Below are 22,655 nucleotides of genomic sequence, written 5' to 3' on the forward strand. Positions count from 1 at the left end.
ATAATACTTTAGCGTATCCCTTTTGAAGTTGAAGGAATAGAAATGAAAAAGAAGTTAGCTGCGCTGCTGATTGGTACAATGCTTCTGCCTGGTATGGCATTCGCAGAAACGGCAGTGAATGAGACAGTCATTAGTGAAACAGTGAAAAGCGATCAAGAGATCATTGATAGCCTTTACCGTGGTGGCTATGCCTACTGGCAACAACTACGGAACGAGAATGGCACCTATGAAGACAAGCTTTTCCTCAATGGCGACCGTAGCTACGTTGGTTCTATTGCAAACTCAGGCATGGGGTTAATTGCTTTAACGATTGGCCATGCAAATGGCTGGGAACCAGAAGCTGAGCAACTTGCTTTAGTTACTCTTCGCAAGCTGGCAGGCCAAGATCCGAACTTTGAAGTACCGCAGAATGCGACGAATACCTTTATTCATTTCTACAATACACAAACGGGTGAAGCGGTAGGTGATGACTGGAGTCCAGTTGACAGTGCCATCATGATTTATGGTGCTTTGTTCGTTAAGAACTACTTCAGTGAAAACAAAGAAATTGCCGAGCTTGCAGACTTCTTGTACCGCAATACAGATTTAACCCAGTACATTGCTGATGTTCGTACTGGCCGTATTTATCTAGCCCAGCATACCGATGGCACGTTTAAGCCACATCGAACGAAAGCGTTCAATGAATATATGCTTGTTGCTGGTATTGCAAATCAGCAGGCAAAAGATTTAGATAATGCGATTAACGCGAGTAATGCTAAGAAGTTCTGGGATGTTTGGTATGCCTCAACTAAATACCTTCCTGTAGCTGAATATAATGGTATCCCTGTACTTTCAGAAGGTAAAACATGGTTTACCTCGCAGTTTAATTTCTTGTTTAATAATTACCTGATGCATGACTTCTCAAATAATCCTGAGTTTGTTACGGCACTTGAAAATTCAGCAAAAGCAGATTTTTCTTTCTGGCGTGATGTCGATGTTGAAGGGGTAGAATTAAAAGATTATGAATGGGGAAGTGGCGCGGGTTCTTGTCCGAATGGATATTGTGTAGACCGTTTTCACTTTGAGGGTGATCGCCAGTTTAACCATAACTTGATGGTGTCACCACATATTCTAGCCGGTTATATTCCGTTTCATGACAGAGCGAAAGATGATTTGATCGCGACTTACCGTGATAACTCCATTAATGCAAAGCATGAGTTGGATGGTGGCTATGAAATCTTATGGCGTTACAGTCATGACCAACCGGAATGGAAAGCTGAGTTTATCGAAGGTGTTGATTTTTCAACATTTTTGTTCGGAATTGCAGCCATGCCTGAACATTTAGGTATGGACTTTTTCAATAAATACAACAACTACTTTTAGTCGTTAGTGTATTTATTTGTTCCTTAGGGTAATTGTACAATTTTCATCGTTGTCGTTTGCTCCCAGCTTAATGGCTGGGAGCTTTTTTAGTTTTAACAATATAAATTTCGACAGTTGTATTTATTGATGGTTAACACCTATAAACAATTCATTACAGGTGTGGTGCGATGTTATTTATAGTACTTAACCCTGATCACACTTTAAGTCTGTTTAATTGACGATATCAGTCGAAACGTTTATATTTTAGTGGTGAATAAGGATGTGATTCACTCAATGCGATTAACTTGTCAGTTTGGCCTGTTATTTTACTGAGTCGTCTGTGCACGGAAAGGCACATATCGTTGTTTTATCGCTATGCGTAAAAGTAAAAAATAGCTTGGTGATATCAAGTTGTTTAATCTTATATTAGGCAAGGACAATATGAATATTAAACGCTCAACCCTTTCTAAGGGGATTGGCTTATTATTGGCTTCATCTGCAATGACCAGTGTTGCGGCGGAGCAAGAAAGACCAAACATTCTATTTATTTTCTCTGATGACCATGCCAACCAGGCTATCAGTGCTTATAACCCTACTCTAGGTCAAACGCCGAATATTGATCGTATTGCCAATGAAGGTGCAATCTTTGAGCGCGCTTATGTAACCAACTCGATTTGTCAGCCAAGCCGAGCATCGGTAATGTCTGGCAAGCACTCTCACAAGAATGGTGTACTTGACAATACTTCTCGTTGGAACCCAAATCAGGTTATCTTCCCGAAGCTTCTTGAAGAGAGTGGCTACGAGACGGCTCTGATTGGTAAGTGGCATATGCACCCAACGCCGGTCAATGAGTTTGGTTACTCTCTGGTACTTAACGGTGCTGGTGGACAGGGAACTTACTACAACCCAGAATTCATCGACCAAGAAGGTAAGACGCAAGTTATTGAGGGCTACTCGACGGATCTGATCACAGATATGTCTTTGGAGTGGCTTGAAGAGTCTTGGGATGAAGATAAGCCTTTCCTGCTGAAAGTTCAGTATAAAGCACCACATACACCACGACGTCCGCCACCGCGCCATATGGCGACCTTCATGGATCATAATTTCCCGATCCCTGATACGCTGTTTGATGATTACAAAACCCGTGGTGAGCACGCCGAGAATGCCTGGATGCAGCTTTACGGTATGACGCCGGTTGGTATTAATGCTTTCCCACCTGCACCGACTACACCAGAAAAAGCGCGTGTACGTGAAGAGTGGATCAAGAGCATGGATGGTGATCAGCGTTGGCACTTTGACCAGTGGATGAACCGTTTAACCGATGAGCAGAAAGCAGCATTCCACGAAGCCTATGATGATGCGAACGTTGATTACTGGGAAAAGATGAAAGATCCTATGTATAAACGTCGCTGGGGTAATGTGCCACGTGATCTGAAAGTTGCCCGTACTGAATACATGTACCAGCGTTTCATGCGTGACTACATGGGTACGGTAATGACTATCGATGAAAATGTAGGCCGTATTCTTGATTACCTCGATGAGAGTGGTTTGGCAGAAAATACCATTGTCGTTTATAGCTCAGATCAGAGCTTCTTCATTGGTGAGCATGGCTGGGCTGAGAAGCGCTACATGTACGAAGAAGGTTTCAAGATGCCATTCATGATTCGTTGGCCAGGCGAAATTGCGCCTAACCAGCGTCCACAAGCAATGATTCAGAACATGGACTTTGGTCCAACGTTCCTTGAAGCGGCTGGTTTGCCAACACCAGACGAAATGCAGGGCAAGTCATTCTTGAAAGTACTGAAAGGCCAGACGTCTGATGCCCAGTGGCAAGAAGAGCGCCCAGTTGTTTACTACCACTACTACATGGAAGGTGCGCACAATGTGCCTCGTCATGATGGTGTACGTAGCGACCGTTATAAGCTAATTGATTTCTACTCACAGCATGACGGCAAAGGCTTCTTCGAATTGTACGACTTGGTGACTGATCCAAACGAAGTGAACAATGTATACGAAGATCCTGAGTATGCTGAGGTCCGTGCAATGATGACGACTGAGCTTGAGAATGCTCGTGAGCGTTATGATGTACCTGAAGATTACTTCGAAGCACCATACCCGTTCATGAATCGCGAGGAGCGTAAAAAGCTGGGCTTTTAATTAACAGCTTTAAATTGAACGCAAAAGACGATTAGTTTAATAGAAATTGCCCTTCATACGCTATGTATGGGGGGCTTTTTTTTAAGGTCTGTTGGTGCAGGCACAAATCGGAAATCGGGTTAGGCAAGTACAGGGAAGCTTGTGGTATGTTCGGGCAAATACCTTATCTGCCCTTGTAAAGCATTCTTTGACTATGTCTCATAACACCCAAGATCCTGCATCATCAAACTCTATCTGTTCGAACGGCGCTAAAGTTAACGAGTTGGCTTTGCGCCAGCACTTTTATCCCGCAGGTTTTGAACAAGAGCTACAAACCAACTTAGACTTCTTCCTCGATGGAGTGGGTGTCGATGAGCAAGCGAAGGTACCTTACGATACCTTGTTTGTGACGGGCGCTGATATAGATCCCCAATATTACGTCAACACCACTGAGATTGGGTTGTACCTTAATATCCTGACCGAAGCTCATCAACATGGTCACCAAGATGTACTCGTTAGGATCAACGAAACGCTTGATGTTTTACTTGGCGCACCAACCTGGAATGGCTTGTATTTTTGGCCATACGATATTGTTGATGGCAAATTGCAGCCGCAGCAAGAGGGGATTGTACCTGCGGTCGATAATGCAAATTTGGCCTTTGCATTGACTGCTGTATCAGGGGCTTATATTGATTCTGATGATGCTCTGGCGATAAGTGCCGTTAAAAAAATTGACGACATTTTGCAGAGACAAATCCCCGGCTGGCAGCAGCTTTATGATCCAAGCAAAGATCTCCTCCGCGCAGGTTGGTCGACCAAAGACGGTGCTGCTCTGAGGTACTTCATTGACCGCAAAGCAAATGAAAGCCGGTTGGCACCGATTTGGGCCCACTTGATTACCAAAGACACAAGTTCCCCTGTACCTAAATCCGCGTTTAATAATATGGAGTTATATACGGGCTCTATTAATGTTAAACAGCAAAGCCTACACCCTATGTTGACTTGGGATGGGGCGTATTTTCAAGGCATGCTACCTGCCATTTGGCTTAATGAAAGGCAGCTGATACCGGATTATTCGATTATCGAAGATATGACGAAGATCCAGCAAGCCCATTCTGAGATCAATAAGATCCCTTTTGTTTCTTCGGCAGCGACAACGGATGACAGCTATGCCGCTTTCGGCGTGCCTGAGCTTTCTGAAGCATCAGTGCGTTTTGAGATTCAAATTGCGGGTGGACATACTGGGACACCTCATGCGACAGCCTTGTCATTTCTGGTCGATCCCACTAACGCTATCGCATGTCTTCAATCGATCAAGCGACAACATCCAAGTATTGAGTCGCCATATGGTTGGTTTGATGCTGTTGATACCGATGGGAATATTTCGACAAAGCTTATCTCACTTGATCAAGGGATGTTCGTATGTGCCTTCTTGGCTTCGAGTATTAACCAGCAAGTCGAAACATACCTGAAGCGAAAAGGTGGCTATCAGGACGTAGTTGATATGTATAAGTCGTTTACGCCTAATAATTAAAAGATGGCAAATATGGCACCAATCCTTACTTGCTATAGTTTTTGTGCTCAAAAACAGTTCAATAAGCATATAGAAGAGATCGAGTACCTAAAGAAGCTAGATCACTTCAAATAGCAGAAGCCCGCTTAGTTGCGGGCTTGTTGCCAATTTACCAAATAGTTTGTTTCGCAGTTTACGCGGTACTGAGTTGAGTCGGGGATTAGTGCTTATACCTAAAGGTATTACTATCATCAATAATTTCAATTTTGACCGGTGCTAAGCCTTTTTTGGTGTTACCTATTTGTTCAAATGACTTATGAGAAAGGTCAATGACTCGGCCTTTCGCAAAAGGACCACGGTCATTGATTTTCACATCAACTGTTTTGTTATTGGTTGTATTAGTAACCCTCACTATAGCCCCAAAAGGTAAGGTTTTATGAGCCGCTGTATAGGCTCTCATGTCATACCGCTCACCACTTGCAGTGAGCCTTCCATGGTATTTATTACCATACCACGAAGCTTGACCAACAAGCTCGTGTGACTTGGCGTAACTCCTTGTTTTTTCATTATTGATTGCTCCATTTGACGAACAGCCAGCAAGTAAAGTAAGGGTGAGAGCTGTAAAAACGAGGTTTATTTTTTTCATGCTATTTGGATATTCTATTTTCTTCATGTCATGTTTGTCTATTTTGGTCATCGGATATGACTCGCCTATTTTTCCATGAACTATGTTTCGTTTGGTCATGGTTAAGAAAGATTTTGGAAGACAAAGCTATGTTGCTTAACTGTGGTATTCGAGGCGTTACTAATTACTGAAAACCCAAACTCATTTTTGTCCAGAGGTATGCTGATGAAGGTGCGTAACACACCTTTGCCCAAGCCATGATAGCCGGTGTGGAGCTATGGCACAGGAAGGCCAGATGGAAGAGTCGGGAGGCATGCTTGTCTGTCTGGGAGCATTTTTTTTGGTTGACAGAATAAGTGTGCCCAGAGAAAACTGAATCCCGCCTCTTTCTGACTTTGCGACCGAATCAATTTTTAACTAGACTGCCTTATATAGCCCAGTATGTAAAAATTCTTGCTGTTCATTATCTTTCTTCTCTCGTTGGAAAGAGCGATATGTTGAAGCTAGATATGTCATTAACACCGAGAATAAGACATAGGCAATGAGAAAGGTAATAGGGGAGTGGATGATATTACTTGCAAAGACTCCGATAATACCAACGACTGTAATAGCTAGCTTACTAACAACGGCGAGCACGAGGAAACTCATAGTGTACTGCGGTTTTAGAATCGCTTGATAAGCAATGCAGTAACCTGTTGTCACAGCTATCATGGCTAAACTAAACCCGATAACAAATGAATAAAAATGCTCAGTGAATAAAATAATCATTATTATGGCGATGAGGGTAAAAATAACCTTTTTCATATCAACTCCTTGTCATGATAAATGACAGCATGATCTATGGTTAGACTCTCTATTTGTATAGTGCGCGTTATTTTTATCTTATTTTGTGATCAATAGATGTTATTTAATAAGTAAGCGTGCGGGAAATACACGTTGAGCTTCACATTCAAGATAAAATGAGGACTGACACAGCAACTACCCCATTCAACGCCGTATCGTTAAATACATATTGCCCAAACGCAGTTTATCAAAATCTAACAGTTTAGGGTGACAGCTCTAAACTATTTATGTCCATGAATTTCCTAGCTAGAATGTCCCGCTAGCTTTCCTAAAATCCTAGTTGGCCAATAACATTCGAAGGAGGTCAACATGAGGACGCAATCATCAAGGGCATGTAGCGGCATAAAAAGGCCATTCAAGCTTGAAGAAATCTGGCGAATCATAACTCGATTAGAGCTTGAAAACGATTTGATGCAGCTTGCACTGCTTAATCTGGCAATTGATAGTGAATTGAGAGCCAGCGATTTACTTCAACTCCACGTATACGATGTATCATCCCAAGGAGTGATCTACGAAAGGGGCAACCTATAAGCTACTCTTTTTATCGTACAATAATCAGGAATTGGGCGAGCAAACTGGGGTGCATGCAGATTATTATGGAACGCATTCCATGCGTCGCACTAAAGCCACTTTAATCTACGCTAGAACAAAGAATATCAGGGCTGTGCAACTTCTGTTGGGTCATTCTAAATTAGAGAACACAATCCGTTACCTTGGCGTTGAGTTGGAAGATGCACTGATGAGGCTTTCAGAGCAAACCGGCTGCTAGAGATAGCAGCTCAGGCTTTTAATACACTGAAAAGCCTGTGCCCCAAAGCGTTGCAAGTGTTATTGTCTTTAATTGTGAATAGTCTAATTACCAAAATTAATGTAATGTATCTGCTTTATTTACGATGAACATTTAAATTATGAGTGACGTTTTTAAGACACTATTAAACCTACGTTCTTTGCGCACTACTGCACGAGAAGAATTTACGTTAGAACAACTTCAAGAAGCCCTTGAGAAACTGCAAACTGTGGTTTCTGAGCGTGAAGAAGCTGAAGCAGAGTCTCGCCAAGCAGAGAAAGAAAAAGAAGAAAAATTACAGGCGTACCGCGCTATGCTGATAGCAGATGGTATTGATCCAGAAGAGTTGTTAGCCACATTGGCCGACACACCTAAAAAAGTTAAGCGTGCACCTCGTCCAGCTAAGTATAAATTCACCGTTGATGGTGAAGAGCGCACTTGGACAGGTCAAGGTCGTATGCCTGCGCCTCTGAAGGAAGCGATCGAGAATGAAGGAAAATCACTAGATGATTTTCTGATCTAATCGGGGGGAAAGCCCCGATTGTTGGGGCTTTTCCTTGAATTCAACCTGTGCTTAATAGTTAGCTTTTTTATCACTTAACTGACTTTGTAAGTCTGTTCGCCCCATTCCTTGCTCGGGATACAGCTCGCCAGTTAACCGCAGCATTGCTTTTCTTATTGAAGCTAGGATCCGGCTCCTTTCAATTCGCACCCTGTTAATAAACGAAACGCTTGCTGATGAACGGCTAGAGATGCCAATTCGCCGATTTCAACTTACTGAATAACTTTCAGTCCATTCGGGTAATAAAGGTTTGCTCGTCATCCACAAAAGCCACAAAGCCGCCGTGATAGATAAACACCCGACCACGCCCCTCAACTAGGCAGGCAAGCTGTGGGTTCAAATCATCTTCGTTATCCTGACTTTGAAAAGTGCCGGTATCGGTGATTACGCCGCTGAGTGTAGGCAAATATCCATAAGTGCGCTTGGCTTGATCAATCAGGTTCAATTCGCTGGCGGTAGAGAAGCAGGAGGGGATCGCACCGGCTTCTTCGATAAATATAGTTTTCAGTTCTTCAAAAGCTGTTATCACCAGCCAGTCGATGCCGTTAACATGATGGATAAACATAGAGTTTCTCGGTAATTCTGATGCAGAGATTTTATCACTATCAGGGGAGAACGGAGTAGAGATTTAGTTGCTAAAGGCGGTAATTCTGTGCCATTTCCAGACATTCACTAGGCCAACTTGAAACACGTTTTTGTCCAACTGCGAGTCAGCTTAGTTGCTGCTGACATTGTGATCACCAAGCGAAACCAGTTATCAGCTTTATATTGCATTACAGATCGCTTAGGTTTTTATCTGGTTGATGCATCATTTAATACCAATTTGGATAGCAAACAGGCTATGGTGAGAGTAGGCCCTGTCGGTATTATGGATTTACAAAAGAGGATCAAAACAGCTAAAGAAAAGTACCGAGAAGCTATACAATACTCGAGTTGCGAGGTCGCAGCATGAGATACTCATTCACAGAAAACCTCAAAGTAGCCACATATGTCTAAAGATTTTGATTTCACCACAGAATACACCCTCGATAAGACTTTTTTTGCAGAGTGTTATGATCAAACTAGCCGTCCTGCTGAATTTCCAAAAGCCTATTTAAAAGGCATACTTTTTCTTCTTTTTGGGGTGGTTTTAGTAAAATTTGAGCTACTATCTAGCGGTTACGTTGGTTGGTTCTTTATTGTTTTGAGTATTATTGAGGCGCTTAGTGTTTATTTTAAGAGAACCTGGTGGTTATGGCGACAAACATTTAGCACGAGCTCTGGCAGCAAAGTGGTATTCCATGTTGACTCTAACGGTGTGAGTTATAAAAGCGGTAAAAACACCCGTAACATCGCCTGGAGTGAAATCGACCAACTTCAACAAAGCGATTTAGGTTTTATCCTTCATATGGGTAAACAGCGCCAATATGTCAGTAAATCTTGCTTAAATGATGAAGTGATCGCGTTCATGGTAGAGCAGCACGCAGTATCAAAAGTGAACTAACGTCAATGCGCGCAAAATAGAGGTAATGAAACGAATACGGTCAGGTCTTTCATTTTGCTTTTGATTCGAACGGTTGAGCTTCTAGCTAGGGGGGCAGTAGCTGAGGTTATACTTGTTCACTCTGTAATTTGAAGTTCGGAACAAAGTTTTGTCCATTTCCACGTTTGTACTATCGACTCTGTTGGCTGACGTGTTCTTGCCAATATTGGAAACTAACTTGGAAGGAAAAAAAGACCCCATTGAAAGCTCGGCCTGCAATGGGGTAAGACACTCTGGAGATAAGTGTTAATTTGAATTGCACATCAGAACCCTAACGCTTTTTTCTCTTTCCTATTCATGTAAGGGTAAGGCGCTTCGAACACATCGCTGGGAACCTGGTAATCGGCGCGTGCTTTTTTCAGCTCTTCCATCATGCTGCCACGGATGTCTTTGTATTGAGGGTCTTCATAGACATTATTAATCTCATTTGGATCGGCTTTTAAATCGTAAAGCTCAAACCAACCTTTACCGCCATTCTGAGAATAGAAGTCAATAAGCTTGTAGCGCTCACTTCTAACACCATCGTGACGAGGTACGTTGTGTCCACCTTCCATGTAGTAGTGGTAGTACACAATCGGACGCTCTTTGTGCCACTCGGCATCACTTTCTTTTCCTGTGAGTACATCAAGGAATGATTTACCCTGCATTTCACCCGGTACTTGCGCACCGGCTGCTGAAAGGAAAGTCGGCGCAAAATCAATATTTTGGATCATTGCCTCTGGTTTTGAATGGGCAGGGATCTTTTCTGGCCAGCGGATCACAAATGGCATCTTCATGCCCGGCTCATACATGTAGCGTTTTTCTGCCCAACCGTGTTCGCCAATGAAGAAGCTCTGATCGGAGCTGTAAACCACAATGGTATTCTTGGCGAGATCATTCTCATCCAGCCAGTCCAGTATACGCCCTACGTTCTCATCAACAGCAGTGACTGAAGCCATGTAGTCTCGCATGAAGCGTTGATAAATATATTCAGCACGGATTTTCTTCTCGTTTTCAGGCACATTACCGTATCGAATTTTATAAGGAGGAGATTGGATCTTCTTCCAGTAATCAACATTGATATCGTCGTAGGCTTTGTGCCAAGCATCACGTTGTTCATCGGTCATGCGGGCCATCCAGCCTTCAAACGCTTTACGCTTTTGCTTGGTTAGGCTTTTAATCCACTCTTCACGGATTTCAGCACGCTCAGGTGTTGTTGGTGCAGGCGGGAAGGCATTAATGCCTTCGCCGGACATTCCGTACAGTTTCATCCACGCCTTGTTTGCATGCTCGCCACGGGTTTTGTAGTCGTCATGCAGTGTTTCTGGTAGTGGGAATGTCTTGTCTTTGAATAATTCCAAGTGGCGCAGCGGGGGGCGGCGAGGGGTGTGTGGCGCTTTGAATTGTACTTTCAGCAGGAAGGGGTTTTCTGCATCTCGCTGATGTTCAAGCCATTCAATAGACTGATCGGTAATGACATCGGTTGAATAACCTTGGACTGTCGTAATCTTGCCTTTGTTATCAATGAACTCGGGCTGATAGTACGTGCCTTGACGACCATGTCCGTTGAGGACATTAGAATAGCCAAATTCATTAACAGGCGCTGGGTGCATGTGCCACTTACCAATCAGAGCCGTTTGGTAGCCCACGTCTTCGAGAAGGTGAGTGTAGATAGTCTGATCTGGATTCCAACGAGAGGTATTGTCGATAACACCATTTTGATGCGAGTGCTTACCGGTCAGGATTGACGCTCGGCTAGGTTGGCAAATGGAGTTTCCGACAAAGGTATTCTCGAAAATGGCTCCTTCATTGGCGATGCGATCAATATTGGGGGTGTTTACAAATCGATCATTGTAGGCACTTATTGCTTGATTCGAGTGGTCATCGGAGAAAATAAACAGAATGTTGGGTTGTTCGTAACTTGCTGCAACACTCTGTGTAGAAATGGTGCCAGCGGCTATCAGCACACCTATTCCTTTGGATAAAGCCGAGCGCTTAATTTTCATATTATCCTGCTTAATATTGTTTATAGTAAATTGCTTTTCCAGTCAGCGGTTTTCAGGTTTTTTGATAAATCAGAAAATTGTCAGTACCTCGGCATCAAAATAAGATGCCGAGGATAGTGGCAACTAGTAACCGAGTGCTTTTCGCTCTTGGGCCGTCATGAAGGGGAATGGCGCTTCATAGACATCATCAGGAACGTCATAGTCCTTACGTGCCTTGTGAAGCTCTGTCATCATGGTTTCACGGGTTTTAGAGTATTTAGGATCCTTGAATACATTATTCAATTCATTCGGGTCAGCTTTGAGGTCGTATAGTTCAAATTCGCCCTTGCCATTGTCTTCCGAATAGAAATTGATCAGCTTGTAGCGTTCGCTACGTACGCCGTCATGACGGGGCACATTGTGCGCACCTTCCATGTAGTAGTGGTAGTAGACATAGGGGCGTTCAGCTTGCCATTGAGCGTCATTTTGTTTACCAGTCAATACATTAAGGAAAGACTTGCCCTGCATTTCTTCTGGTGCATCCAGGCCTACAGCATCGAGGAAGGTCGGAGCAAAGTCGATGTTCTGGATCATCGCTTGAGGACGCTGGTTAGGCGCAATATGGCCCGGCCAACGAATGATGAATGGCATTTTCATCCCTTCTTCGTACATGTAGCGCTTTTCAGCCCAGCCATGCTCACCGATGTAGAAGCTTTGGTCTGAGCTGTATATAACAATGGTGTTTTCAGCAAGGTCATTGTCATCAAGCCATTCAAGTAGCCGACCAATGTTTTCATCAACGGTAACGGTGGCTGCCGCGTACTCTTTCATGAAGCGTTGATAGTTATATTCGGTACGCGCTTTCTTTTCTGCTGGTGGCACGTAGCCGTAACGCATTTTATATTCTGGGGTTTGGATTTTCTTCCAGTAATCAACATTAATGTCGTCGTAAGCGGCATGGAAAGCAATGCGTTGTTCTTCAGTAAGGCGATCCATCCAGCTATCAAAAGCGTCACGTTCCGGTTTACTCATACTTGCAAGCCAGGCTTCGCGGATTTTCTTTTTCTCTGCGGTTGTTGGCGCTGGTGGGAAGGCATTGATCCCTTCAGCTGTCATACCGTAAAGCTCCATCCAAGCTTCACTGGCATGCTTACCACGTGTTTTGTAGTCGTCATGCAGCGTTGCAGGAATAGGGAATTTCGTGTCTTTGAACAACTCCAAATTACGCAATGGTGGTCTGCGAGGAGTGTGAGGCGACTTGAACTGAACTTGTAGCAGGAAGGGTTTGTCGGCATTGCGGTTTGTTTCAAGCCATTTGATTGACTGATCGGTAATGATATCGGTCGAATAGCCTTCAACCGTTGTCACTTTGCCGTAATTATCAATAAATTCAGGTTGGTAGTAAGTGCCTTGCCCGCCAGCACCACTGAGGACGTTGGAGTAGCCAAACTCTTTAACCGGCGTTGGGTGCATGTGCCATTTACCAATTAAAGCGGTTTGATAACCTGCATTTTCCATCAGTTTAGGATAAATGGTTTGGTTTGGGTTCCAGCTTGAAGAGTTATCAATTACCCCATTGAGGTGCGAATGCTTGCCGGTGATGATCGAGGCGCGGCTGGGCTGACAGATTGAGTTACCGACAAACGCATTGTCGAAAATAGCCCCTTCATTGGCAATACGGTCAATATTCGGGGTTTGTACAAGATCACCACTGTAAGCGCTGATAGCGTTATTTGAGTGATCATCAGAGAAGATGAATAAAATATTGGGTTGCTCACTCGCTTGACTGGCATGGGCTGTGACTGAACTTGCTGATAGCAAGAGCCCGATCCCCGTTGCGAGAGTTGAACGTGAAATTTTCATAAGATCCTTGATTACATATCCGTTTTAAGAAGACAAATAGTTGATGTAAAAGACATTAGTGAACATGAACTCGGCCATATTTGCTTCATCAAAGATGAGTGTCTCAACTAAAAATTGTTAATACTTAGAGAGCGTTGAGGAGAGATTGCTTACTAGTTCATCTTGGAGTTGTAACGAAATATAAACGTTTCGAAATAAAGGATCAATTGTGCATGCATTTAGATGCGATATTTATTTCATTTACACGATCTAAGTCGACTTTTTTCATCGTTATTTCTATGGTTTCGCCTTTTTTAAGTTTTTTATGTGCTGAATATTCAATTTATTAGCAGCTTTGAGCTCACTCAAAGAGCTTTACAAGTAAATGTTAACTTTGTCACATGGTAATATGTAGAAACGTTTATACTGTGGTGTTGTTGATACGAAGCATGGTTTGACTGGGTTGCTAATCATCAATTTCAGTTGGAATTGATAAAACTTGGTGAAGAGAAAGCAGGAGGTTATCCGAATAACTGTGAGCAGTTATTTATGGATAGCAAAACTCAAAGGATAAAATGAATGATCTCCATGAAAAAGAATGTGTTAACCACCGCTATGTTGATGCTGTTCTCGACAGCTTCTGCGCCGTCATTGTCAGCTCAACCAGCGCAGAGTGAGCAGACCGCACCAAATATTTTGCTGATTACCGCTGATGATATGGATTATGGCTCATTGGGCATTACAGGTTCGACCGTGCCTGAAATTTCTCCAAACTTAGATCGTTTGGCCAATCAAGGGATGCGTTTCAATCATGCATTCGTGACGGTTTCGGTCTGTGAGCCTTCAAGAGGAGTGATTGCAACAGGTCGGTATACCCAGAATAGTGGCATCGTTGGATTTTATCCTACGACGCAAGAAATTCCCACGTTGGCCGAAGAGCTGAAAGACAACGGCTATAGTGTCGGTATTTTGGGTAAGGTGAATCATTCTACCCCGAAATATGTGGATGATTATGTTTGGGACTACAGCAAAGATAAGGCAGATATTGGTAGCGGACGCGGGCCGAAACTCTATCGTAAACACCTATCGGCATTTATTGACGCTGCCCAGGAAAACAACAAGCCTTTCTTTATGATGGCAAACTCCCACGACCCGCATCGTCCATATTTTGTCGATAGTCCTAACTATGAAAGGAATGGTAGACAACGGCCGTCCAGGATCTATAAGCCTGAAGAAATTCAAGTGCCGAGCTTCCTTCCTGATATTCCCCAGGCTCGGGTTGAACTGGCCCAGTATTTTAGCTCAGTGAAGCGCTTGGATGATACTGTTGGTGAAATGATGGACGTGCTTGATGAGAAAGGGGTGAGTGATAACACTATTGTTCTATTCTTGTCCGATAATGGTATTGCAGCCCCGTTCGCGAAATCGAATGTATATCGAAACAGTAACCATACGCCATTCTTTGTCCGCTGGCCGGAGAAAGTCGCTGTTTCTGTTGACGAAGAGCACTTCATTTCTATGGTCGATCTGATGCCAACTTTGCTTGATGCGGCAGGCATCAAGGTGCCTGATTCACTGGATGGACAAAGCTTCTTGCCGTTGTTAGAAGGAGATTCACAAGCTGAGCGTGATTATGTCTTTACCCAATATCATGAAAACGCCGGTAGTCGAATTTTCCCAATGGCTGCAGTGCAAAACGCTGACTGGCTGTATATTTTCAACCCTTGGGCTGTTGGGGGGCGGGTTTACAAAACATCAGCGAATAACAGCAGTACATTTAAAGCGATGAAGAAGTTGGCATCGGAAGATCCGGAAATAAAAGAAAGAGTCGACTTTTTCCTTAACCGTACAGTGACTGAAATTTACGACTTGCGCACGGATCCGGATGCGAAAACTAACCTTGCTGGTAAAAAAGAGTTTAAAGAACATCAAATGAAAATGGCGGAGCTAATGCGTCAGCATATGGAGCAATATAATGACCCTATGCTAGACCTGTTCCTTAAGCGTGATGACAATGATTATTTAGTGAGCCGTACTGCAGAAATGCAGCAGGAAGCAAGACAGAAGAAGAAAATCCATCGCCAGCTAAGTGGTGGTAAGTAAAGTTATAAATTTAGAATAAAAGCAGTGGTAACCAGAGCAGCAGTGAATAACTGCTGCTATTTTTTATTTCAAGCCTAATTAAATAGTAACTATTATTAAAACAAGAAATTGCAATCCGTGTTAACGTCTATTTTCATTTCTGGGTGCATAATTAAGCCCTCGATTAGTAAGAACAAAATGAATAACGCTAGTCAATACTTGAAAACCAAAACAGAAGTTTAAAGCGATATGGTGAATTATGCGGATGGTGGTTTTCATAAAACATGAGCTCTCGCACTAAAGCGGGTAGTTGAGCTTTGGCTGTTTATAGAGTGATTGTCGATAATAACTTTTCCTGAGAATAGGATAGAGTGTCAATTCCTCTCCCGAATCGTGAATGCTTTGGTAAAGTAATATCACCCTTAATGAAGCCTGTGAGATAATACATTGATGTTATATATAAAAGTGCTTCTTGTTCGTAATAATTTCAGAGCTGATGTCTATAGTGTAATTTGATACTGACAGTTTGAACACTTCCAAATTGAGCTATAAATCATTTTTTGCCACCATTTTCTTTTTTGCCGTACTAGTTGTGAACCGCATATCTCACACATATTGTCCTCTTTATATCTAAAATAAGAAATAGCTAACAATTGTTATTCTTTCAAGCATGCGCAGGAAGACAGGCAGTTACTGTATGTCTCCACCGATATATTGGTTCTCCCTTAGTTTGGTTTCATCGGTTATGGTAGAAAAAGCCAGAGTTTTTTTACTCTGGCTTGGTTTAGTCACTGTAGTTAGTACTGCTTACCACGGAAGACTGTTTTATGTGGGAACTTTTTCTTGTTCCATCCCCATTTAGCGGGTTCATTTTTGGACTGCCATTGTTTGAACTCTTTCATTAAGCGCTCAACTTGTTCTGGATGTTTGTCAGCTAGGTTGTTGGACTCACTAATATCGTTACTGATGTTAAATAACTGAATTTGTGTTTTCTTTGGGGTGATATTTGGCATCACTAGCTTCCATTCATCATCACGGATAGCGGCTTTAATTACTCGATCCCAATATAGGAAGCGGTTATCTAGTTTCTTTGATTGACCCATCAGGCGCGGCATGATGTCGACGCCATTAATATCCCATTCCGACGTGTCTGCCCCAACTGCTTTTAGTACTGTTGGTAGGATATCGAGTGAAATTACAGGATCGTCAATTGTTTGTCCGGCAGGGATTTTTCCTTCCCAAGTCACAGTGAATGGAACGCGGATCCCACCTTCCCAAAGGGTATTTTTCTCACCACGTAATGGGTGATTATATGACGCATTGCCTTTGGGCTTACCACCGTTGTCAGATAGGAAGATAATAATAGTATCTTCCATTAAATCATGTTCTTTGAGCTTGTTGATAATGTTACCGACATTCTTATCCATATTGTAGTTCATCGCCACCGACAAACGACGTTTAGGATCTTTGATGTGCTTAAAGCGTGCGATATCTTCTTCTAAGGCTTGTAGCGGGCCATGGATCGCATTGAATGGGACATAAAGAAAAAACGGTTCTTCTTTGTGGTTTTCAATAAAATTGACGGCCTCATTGCCAAAACGATCTGTAAGGTAGTCGTCAAAAGGGGGAACTAACTGATCATTATGGTAGATTGAAGAGTTAGGTTTTTCCTCGGCGTTCTTCTCATTGATTGGTCCGACAAAGTAATTAGCAGCACCATTGTTAAAACCAAAGAATTCGTCAAACCCGCGGTTGTGAGGCCAGTACTCTTTAGGGTCACCATCGTGGTATTTACCAATCATTGCTGTGGTGTAGCCAATGTCCTGGAAGCGGTTACCTATGGTTGGAATATCAAGTGGTAAGCCTTGGATAATACCTTCTTCTCGAACATAAGGAGCAGTGTTGTCGTGGTAGCCAAAGCTTTCCTGGTACCTCCCCGAAAGCATTCCTGCACGCGACGGGCCACACACCGGTGCTGTCACATAACCGGTAGTGAGAATGGCACCAGCATGCGCCAGTTTATCCAAATTTGGAGTGACGACATCTTTACTACTATTTTGGAAGCCTGTATCGGCATAGCCTAGGTCATCCGCGAACAGCAGAACCACATTGGGCGCTCGATGGCCGTCAACCATAGGTATTGGGTTAGAGTCGGCTAAGGCGGGTTGGCTCAGACACAGAGCGGTGCTGAGTGCGCTAGCAAGGGCACATTTTTTTAGCGGTGGAAGAGACATATTAATCCTTTAATTCACATTAGAATGTATATACCCAAGTGACCTCAGTTATAGAAACCAGCACACTTTCAGTGTATTTAATTTATTGATAATCAATGAATTGAATCATGACTTTATTTTGCGTGTGTTTGACGCGGGAATGGAATTATATATGTGCTCAAAAGTCTTTTTTGATGAACCAAGTTCATTGAAGTCACTTGGGTATAAAGCCAACCCGGGTGTTGAGTTGGCTTTAATCAGCGTAAGTATTAAAGTTTATTCTTCTGGAACTTCTGGAACTTCTGGAACTTCTGGAACTTCTGGTACATCAGTTGGCATTACAAGTTTGATGTCAGCTAGGCCATATTTGAACTCAGCAAGATTGGAATAAAGGGGCTCTTCATCAGGGCCACCCTGCTGAATATGTGTGACTAGTTTTTCCACATATTGTAAAGCATTCAAACTGACTACACCGTCAGCATTGGTGAAGAATGTTTTTAGTGGCAGCTCGATTTCATGAACGGTACCTTTAGCAACCCCTTCTTTGGTAAGGTTGTAGTAGACTGATTCTGAGCTAGGGTAGCCACCAGTGATTTCTCCTGTTGCACTTGCTACAGGAGTTTCCATCTTAATGACTAGATAAGTATCAGTCCCCGCTGGCAACTCAATGGTATTAGAAGGCATGAGGTATTTCATTTGTAATGTGCCATCCATGTAGCGGCTCATATCCAAACGAGATATGGTCATATCTTTGAGGTTTTTGGCTAGATCAATGGCGAAGGTCAAAATACTGCGGTTGTTCTCATCCCAATTCTTATCAACAGTGTAATGAATACCGTTATAACGAATGGTACCTTCTTCGGTTGAGTTACCTGGATTTAACTGAATGCCATTACCTCGGGTTGTACTGATTGTTCGAGCTTGCCCTTCTTGTACCCATGCTTCTGCGCGGCGAACACTTTGAGCTAGAACAGACGTTTCTTCAGTAAGAACAATAGATTCCCCATTATTCAAACAACCTTGGACGTTATTGGCACCTGGCTTGTCCGTTACAGAGTTGGCAATAATACGGGCATCGCTAAACTGGTATTCAATCGCACCTGTTGACTCTAGGTTCATAGCAACGTCGACTTTACTAATGTCTATGCCATTCTCTTGGTTTTGGAAGCAACTTAAAGGAACACGAATTAACTGTGGTTGACCGGCACTGATAGAGGCTGAGACGGCGCTAGTCACATCGATGTTAGCTTTATTATCACCGGATGCCATACTGAGTGTGACCTTATTTTCTTCACCAATATCGTTAAGTACATCAAAACTGTTTGTAATAACTTTAAATTGTAATGTACCGTTTTTGCTGTCATTACCGTTGGCCGCATTGAGGTCATAGGCTTTATCATCAGAAGAAAAAACAATCGATGCTTTGTCTTCGGAAATAGAAACGGTTAGTGGATCTTTAACAGAGGTTTCTCCTACTAAAGTGATATTACCGTGTTCAATGTTGTTGTCACCGCTGATTGCTAGAGCTGTGCCGTCTTTGTTATAAACATACATAACATACGGGCTGGTATCTTCCTTATCAGCATCTTGATAGTAAAGAGTCACTTCCCTAGGTAGTTTTAAGTCATCACCGTCGCCGCCGTTATCGCCACCGCCGTTATCACCACCGCCGTTATCACCACCGCCGTTATCACCACCGCCGTTATCACCATCGCCTGGGTTGGTAACATCACCATTATTACCACTACCGTTATTGTTTTTTGCGTCTTCAACACAGCCTGATAAGGTGAGGAAGGCTGTAATTAAAAGCGCCAAGTGCTTCTTTTTAATGTCCATTTTTTCTAACTCCTGTTAAACCAATATGGGTTTTGTTATTTGCCAGCCTTTGCTTGGCGCCACTCTTGTAATTCTTTTTTAGTGATAATTTGATAGAGCTCGCCCTGATAGCTTTTCATAGCTTTTTTTCTGGCTTGTTTGAATTCGCTGCTTCCACGGCCATATAACGCCACGGCGTCTCTGTTACTGAGGGTGAGTTCTTTCTTCAATTCGGTGATTGTTTTCTCCTCTGCTGGACTGAGTTTCATGAAATCAGCCATAGAGCCAACCTCGTTCTCAATACGTTTTATGTCTGCTTCCGTAAGTTCAGCCGCAAAACTAGAGGAGGTCGTGATGAAGCTTAATAAGGCAAAAATAGTTATAAGAAGTCTTTTCACATTCATGTCCTATGATTATGTCATCCATTGAAACGTTTCTATTGCTGTTGAGGTGAAACATACTTCAGTTGGTAAGGGGATTCAATAACGCAAAGCTGAAAATAGTGACTAGCTAACACATTTTATTACACGGTGTGACTCAAATCAGGTTCTGTACTGAAGATTTATGCTGATGCCAGGAATATCACTGAGATAGGTGATCAGCGTCATTTTGATATGATATTCAAAGTTTTTATGTCATATCATTCCGCTTTTAAGGAAATTATTGTGATTTGCTTCATATAACTGAAACTTGTCTGTAAGGGGTATTTTGCTTGCAAAGCCAGTAAATACGGTAGGTAGAGGTGATTTACATAAGTTTACATATTGTAATGACCGGTTGTGTGAATGTGTCGAAACGTTTATCCTTTTTGTGTTTCTTACAATGCTTGATGCAGGTGGTTTCGTTCAGGCTTTCTAGGTGGTGGTGTATTACAAGGGGAATGTACCCTTTATGCAATCAGTGCACTAATACAGCTAAAAAGTACTGAATGAGAGAATCAAGCTTTGATGATAATGCGTTTTTTATACGGAACAGATACGCACTATAGACGGAATAATTATGAATAAAATAATACCTATATTACTTGGTTCTCTGGCTTTTACCGGATATGCCAACGCAGCAGATGACGGCAAGTTTCTTATCATGGAGGATGATGTCGATATCATTAGAAAAGCGCCGGAATACTCATCATATAAGATGCCAAAGCGTACTTCTTTCTTCTCTGGGATGGAATACAATGAAACGGTTTCTGAATTTTCAGCAAGAACAGAGAACATTAAGTATGTTGTTGCTGACGGGTCGACACGATTACACGAGAATTGGCGTATACGCTATGTATTAAGCCAGATCCAAAATACGTCAGGCATAGAACAAGAAACAAGCTACAAAAAAACGAACTTCACGCTTGCACCTCGTTATGAGCAGTGGGTAAACCCGTGGTTTAGTTTCTTCGCAGAACCGGTATATGTCCATCAGTCTGATCCTGACGCTGGTGTCACTAACACAGAGATCAAACTTCGACCTGGTCTTCAGTTTACAAAAGGGAAACATGGTCTAAACACTGTTTACACCTACAGTTTTGTTGAAAAAGAAACTGAAAATGAAAATCTTAATAAGAAATTTGATACCTTTGAAATTAAAGCTAATTATATTTACCGCTATGGGGCAAAAGTAAACTTTGGCCTAGAGCTTACTCGTAATGGCTATGTAGATAACTCTGATCCAGAATTTCGTCGACGTGCATATGCTGTGAAGCCGTCAATACGTATCAAGCATTGGCAGAATATCGTGACAGAAATTAGCACACCATACAACTACAATGAAGGTGGTTTAAAGCTAAGCGGATCTGAGACAGTTAAGATTAACCTTAACAATAACTACCCGATTAATAAAAATATGAAACTTATTGCCAATGTCGGTTACTCCATGGTTAAGCTTCACGAGGCGGGAATCGATAAAGACAAAGATAAAAATGGATTGAGTGCTAAACTTGGTTTCAATTTATCTTTCTAATCGAATAGAGCTTTGTCTTTGTTGTTTGAGATAACGCTTGGAAAGGAATGATAATGAAACAAAAACTGTTACCTGTGCTATTGGCCGCGCTTCTAGCTCCTCAAGCTGTAGCGGTCGAAAACCAGAAAAGTGATGCAGATATCATCCAGGATTTATATCGTGGTGGTTATGCCTATTGGCAACAAGCTAGAAATGAAAATGGTTCCTATGAGGATAAACTCTTTCTTAATGGTGAGCGTAGCCATGTTGGCTCAATTGCCAATTCAGGAATGGGGTTGATTGCCCTTACAATTGGCCACAAGAATGGCTGGGAACCTAATGCTGAAAAGTTAGCTTTGCAGACTTTGAGAATGCTAGTAGGTAAAGATCCCAATATTAACATTCCTCAAAATCGCTCGAATACTTTCATTCATTTTTACAATACCCAAACAGGTGATGCTGTCGGGGATGACTGGAGCCCAATTGATAGTGCAATTATGCTGAGTGGGGCATTGTTTGCAAAAAATTACTTTAGTGGCAATAAGGAAATCGAACAACTTGCTAATGAGCTATATCGGAACACCGATTTAACCGCTTATATTGCAAATGTAGAGGAAGGTTTAATATTCCTTGCCCAAAACAGTGATGGTACCTTTAAAGAATATGCAACTAAAACCTATAATGAGTATATGTTGGTGGCCGCGTTTGCCAAACATCAAGCATTAGACTTTGGTTATGGTGAAGATTCAGCCCCTGTTGCTTTCTGGAACAAATGGTATGCCAAACCAGATATTCTGCCTGTTGCTGAGTATAATGGCATTCCGATCCTTTCGGAAAGTAAGAAATATTTTACATCACAATTTAATTTCTTATTCAACAACTACCTAATCCATGAATACTCCAACTCACCGGCTTACCAGGCGGCGACAGTCAATGCCGCTATTGTTGACCATGCTTGGTGGAATGACTTGGATGTTGACGGTTTAGAGAGTTACGAATGGGGTACGGGTGCGGGTGCTTGTCCTGATGGGTATTGTGTCGATCGATTCCATTTTGATGCAGATCGGCAGTTTAATAATAACCTTGTTGTCTCTCCACACATTATGGCTGGCTTCATGCCTTATTCTGAGCATGCTAGAGATGACTTAATTTCGACCTACCGAGATAAATCAATCAATGCGCGATATGATCTTCCTGATGGTCATGAGATTTTATGGCGTTACAGTTATGACCAGCCTGAATGGAAAGCGGGATGGGTCGAAGGTGTAGACTTCTCAACCTTCTTATTTGGTTTAGCCGCAATGCCAGAAAATTTAGGGATGGAGTTCTTCAATACTTACAACAATTACTTTGACATGGAATCAAAAAGTTAACTTGTGATTGGCGTACATCATATATTGGGTTTGGATATATTAAAAAATACTCTATATATTTACTACCTATTTTAGCAACGTGAACGTACTGTCAAAATTTATAAT

The 22,655-nt window shown here is 42.4% G+C and carries 16 protein-coding genes and 1 pseudogene; 9 read left to right on the plus strand and 8 right to left on the minus strand.

What is annotated here, in order from left to right; translation table 11 throughout:
• Nucleotides 1-42: 42 nt before the first annotated feature.
• The 3 genes from L4D79_RS11410 to L4D79_RS11420 all read left to right on the plus strand — a co-directional run bounded on the left by L4D79_RS11410 (nt 43) and on the right by L4D79_RS11420 (nt 5,011).
• Entirely contained in the window at nt 43-1,362 is a 1,320-nt protein-coding gene (locus L4D79_RS11410) for a hypothetical protein (RefSeq protein WP_428651491.1), read from the plus strand.
• Nucleotides 1,363-1,782: 420 nt separating this feature from the next.
• Nucleotides 1,783-3,498 carry a sulfatase family protein gene (locus L4D79_RS11415; protein WP_428651493.1) on the plus strand — a complete coding sequence of 572 codons (1,716 nt, stop codon included), beginning with the start codon at nt 1,783-1,785 and terminating at the stop codon, nt 3,496-3,498.
• 193 nt (nt 3,499-3,691) lie between these two features.
• Nucleotides 3,692-5,011: a hypothetical protein gene (locus L4D79_RS11420; protein ID WP_428651496.1), complete on the plus strand. Its 1,320-nt coding sequence runs from the start codon at nt 3,692-3,694 to the stop codon at nt 5,009-5,011.
• Between the two features lie 199 nt (nt 5,012-5,210).
• On the opposite strand, the gene L4D79_RS11425 is transcribed toward L4D79_RS11420, so the two are convergent.
• Together L4D79_RS11425 and L4D79_RS11430 are read right to left on the minus strand one after the other, a co-directional pair.
• The gene (locus L4D79_RS11425; protein WP_428651763.1) at nt 5,211-5,636 is read right to left on the minus strand and encodes a septal ring lytic transglycosylase RlpA family protein; all 426 of its coding nucleotides are present in this window, start codon (nt 5,634-5,636) and stop codon (nt 5,211-5,213) included.
• A 396-nt stretch (nt 5,637-6,032) separates the two neighbouring features.
• A complete protein-coding gene (locus tag L4D79_RS11430) occupies nt 6,033-6,419 on the minus strand; it encodes a hypothetical protein (protein WP_428651499.1) in 387 nt (128 codons plus the stop codon).
• Nucleotides 6,420-6,767: 348 nt separating this feature from the next.
• Between L4D79_RS11430 and L4D79_RS11435 the strand changes: the two are divergent.
• Nucleotides 6,768-7,227 (plus strand): annotated as a pseudogene (locus tag L4D79_RS11435) (tyrosine-type recombinase/integrase).
• 139 nt (nt 7,228-7,366) lie between these two features.
• The gene (locus L4D79_RS11440; RefSeq protein WP_428651502.1) at nt 7,367-7,768 is read left to right on the plus strand and encodes an H-NS family histone-like protein; all 402 of its coding nucleotides are present in this window, start codon (nt 7,367-7,369) and stop codon (nt 7,766-7,768) included.
• Between the two features lie 265 nt (nt 7,769-8,033).
• On the opposite strand, the gene L4D79_RS11445 is transcribed toward L4D79_RS11440, so the two are convergent.
• A complete protein-coding gene (locus tag L4D79_RS11445) occupies nt 8,034-8,372 on the minus strand; it encodes a cytosolic protein (RefSeq protein WP_428651505.1) in 339 nt (112 codons plus the stop codon).
• Nucleotides 8,373-8,795: 423 nt separating this feature from the next.
• Here L4D79_RS11445 and L4D79_RS11450 point away from each other — a divergent pair, with 423 nt between their 5' ends.
• A complete protein-coding gene (locus tag L4D79_RS11450; RefSeq protein ID WP_428651508.1) occupies nt 8,796-9,290 on the plus strand; it encodes a YcxB family protein in 495 nt (164 codons plus the stop codon).
• A gap of 302 nt (nt 9,291-9,592) precedes the next feature.
• Here L4D79_RS11450 and L4D79_RS11455 read toward each other — a convergent pair whose 3' ends face one another.
• Together L4D79_RS11455 and L4D79_RS11460 are read right to left on the minus strand one after the other, a co-directional pair.
• Nucleotides 9,593-11,314, minus strand: a complete 1,722-nt coding sequence (locus L4D79_RS11455; protein ID WP_428651511.1) for a sulfatase family protein — start codon at nt 11,312-11,314, stop codon at nt 9,593-9,595.
• A 123-nt stretch (nt 11,315-11,437) separates the two neighbouring features.
• Nucleotides 11,438-13,156 (minus strand): sulfatase family protein, encoded by a 1,719-nt coding sequence (locus L4D79_RS11460; protein WP_428651514.1) that lies wholly within the window; start codon nt 13,154-13,156, stop codon nt 11,438-11,440.
• Between the two features lie 558 nt (nt 13,157-13,714).
• Between L4D79_RS11460 and L4D79_RS11465 the strand changes: the two genes are divergently transcribed.
• Nucleotides 13,715-15,238, plus strand: coding sequence for a sulfatase family protein (locus L4D79_RS11465; RefSeq protein ID WP_428651517.1), 1,524 nt, complete (start codon nt 13,715-13,717; stop codon nt 15,236-15,238).
• 776 nt (nt 15,239-16,014) lie between these two features.
• Here the strand turns inward: L4D79_RS11465 and L4D79_RS11470 are convergent.
• The 3 genes from L4D79_RS11470 to L4D79_RS11480 all read right to left on the minus strand — a co-directional run bounded on the left by L4D79_RS11470 (nt 16,015) and on the right by L4D79_RS11480 (nt 19,643).
• Nucleotides 16,015-17,451, minus strand: coding sequence for a sulfatase-like hydrolase/transferase (locus L4D79_RS11470; protein WP_428651520.1), 1,437 nt, complete (start codon nt 17,449-17,451; stop codon nt 16,015-16,017).
• 255 nt (nt 17,452-17,706) lie between these two features.
• Complete coding sequence (locus L4D79_RS11475; RefSeq protein WP_428651523.1) at nt 17,707-19,266, minus strand: putative glycoside hydrolase; 1,560 nt, start codon at nt 19,264-19,266, stop codon at nt 17,707-17,709.
• A 35-nt stretch (nt 19,267-19,301) separates the two neighbouring features.
• Nucleotides 19,302-19,643, minus strand: a complete 342-nt coding sequence (locus L4D79_RS11480) for a hypothetical protein (protein WP_428651526.1) — start codon at nt 19,641-19,643, stop codon at nt 19,302-19,304.
• Nucleotides 19,644-20,244: 601 nt separating this feature from the next.
• Between L4D79_RS11480 and L4D79_RS11485 the strand changes: the two genes are divergently transcribed.
• Nucleotides 20,245-21,198 (plus strand): hypothetical protein, encoded by a 954-nt coding sequence (locus L4D79_RS11485; protein ID WP_428651529.1) that lies wholly within the window; start codon nt 20,245-20,247, stop codon nt 21,196-21,198.
• A 53-nt stretch (nt 21,199-21,251) separates the two neighbouring features.
• On the plus strand, nt 21,252-22,550 hold the full coding sequence (locus L4D79_RS11490) for a hypothetical protein (protein ID WP_428651532.1): 1,299 nt from the start codon (nt 21,252-21,254) through the stop codon (nt 22,548-22,550).
• Nucleotides 22,551-22,655: the final 105 nt, after the last annotated feature.

This window comes from Photobacterium satsumensis (genome assembly GCF_050336935.1).
In the GTDB taxonomy this organism is placed as follows: domain Bacteria; phylum Pseudomonadota; class Gammaproteobacteria; order Enterobacterales; family Vibrionaceae; genus Photobacterium; species Photobacterium satsumensis.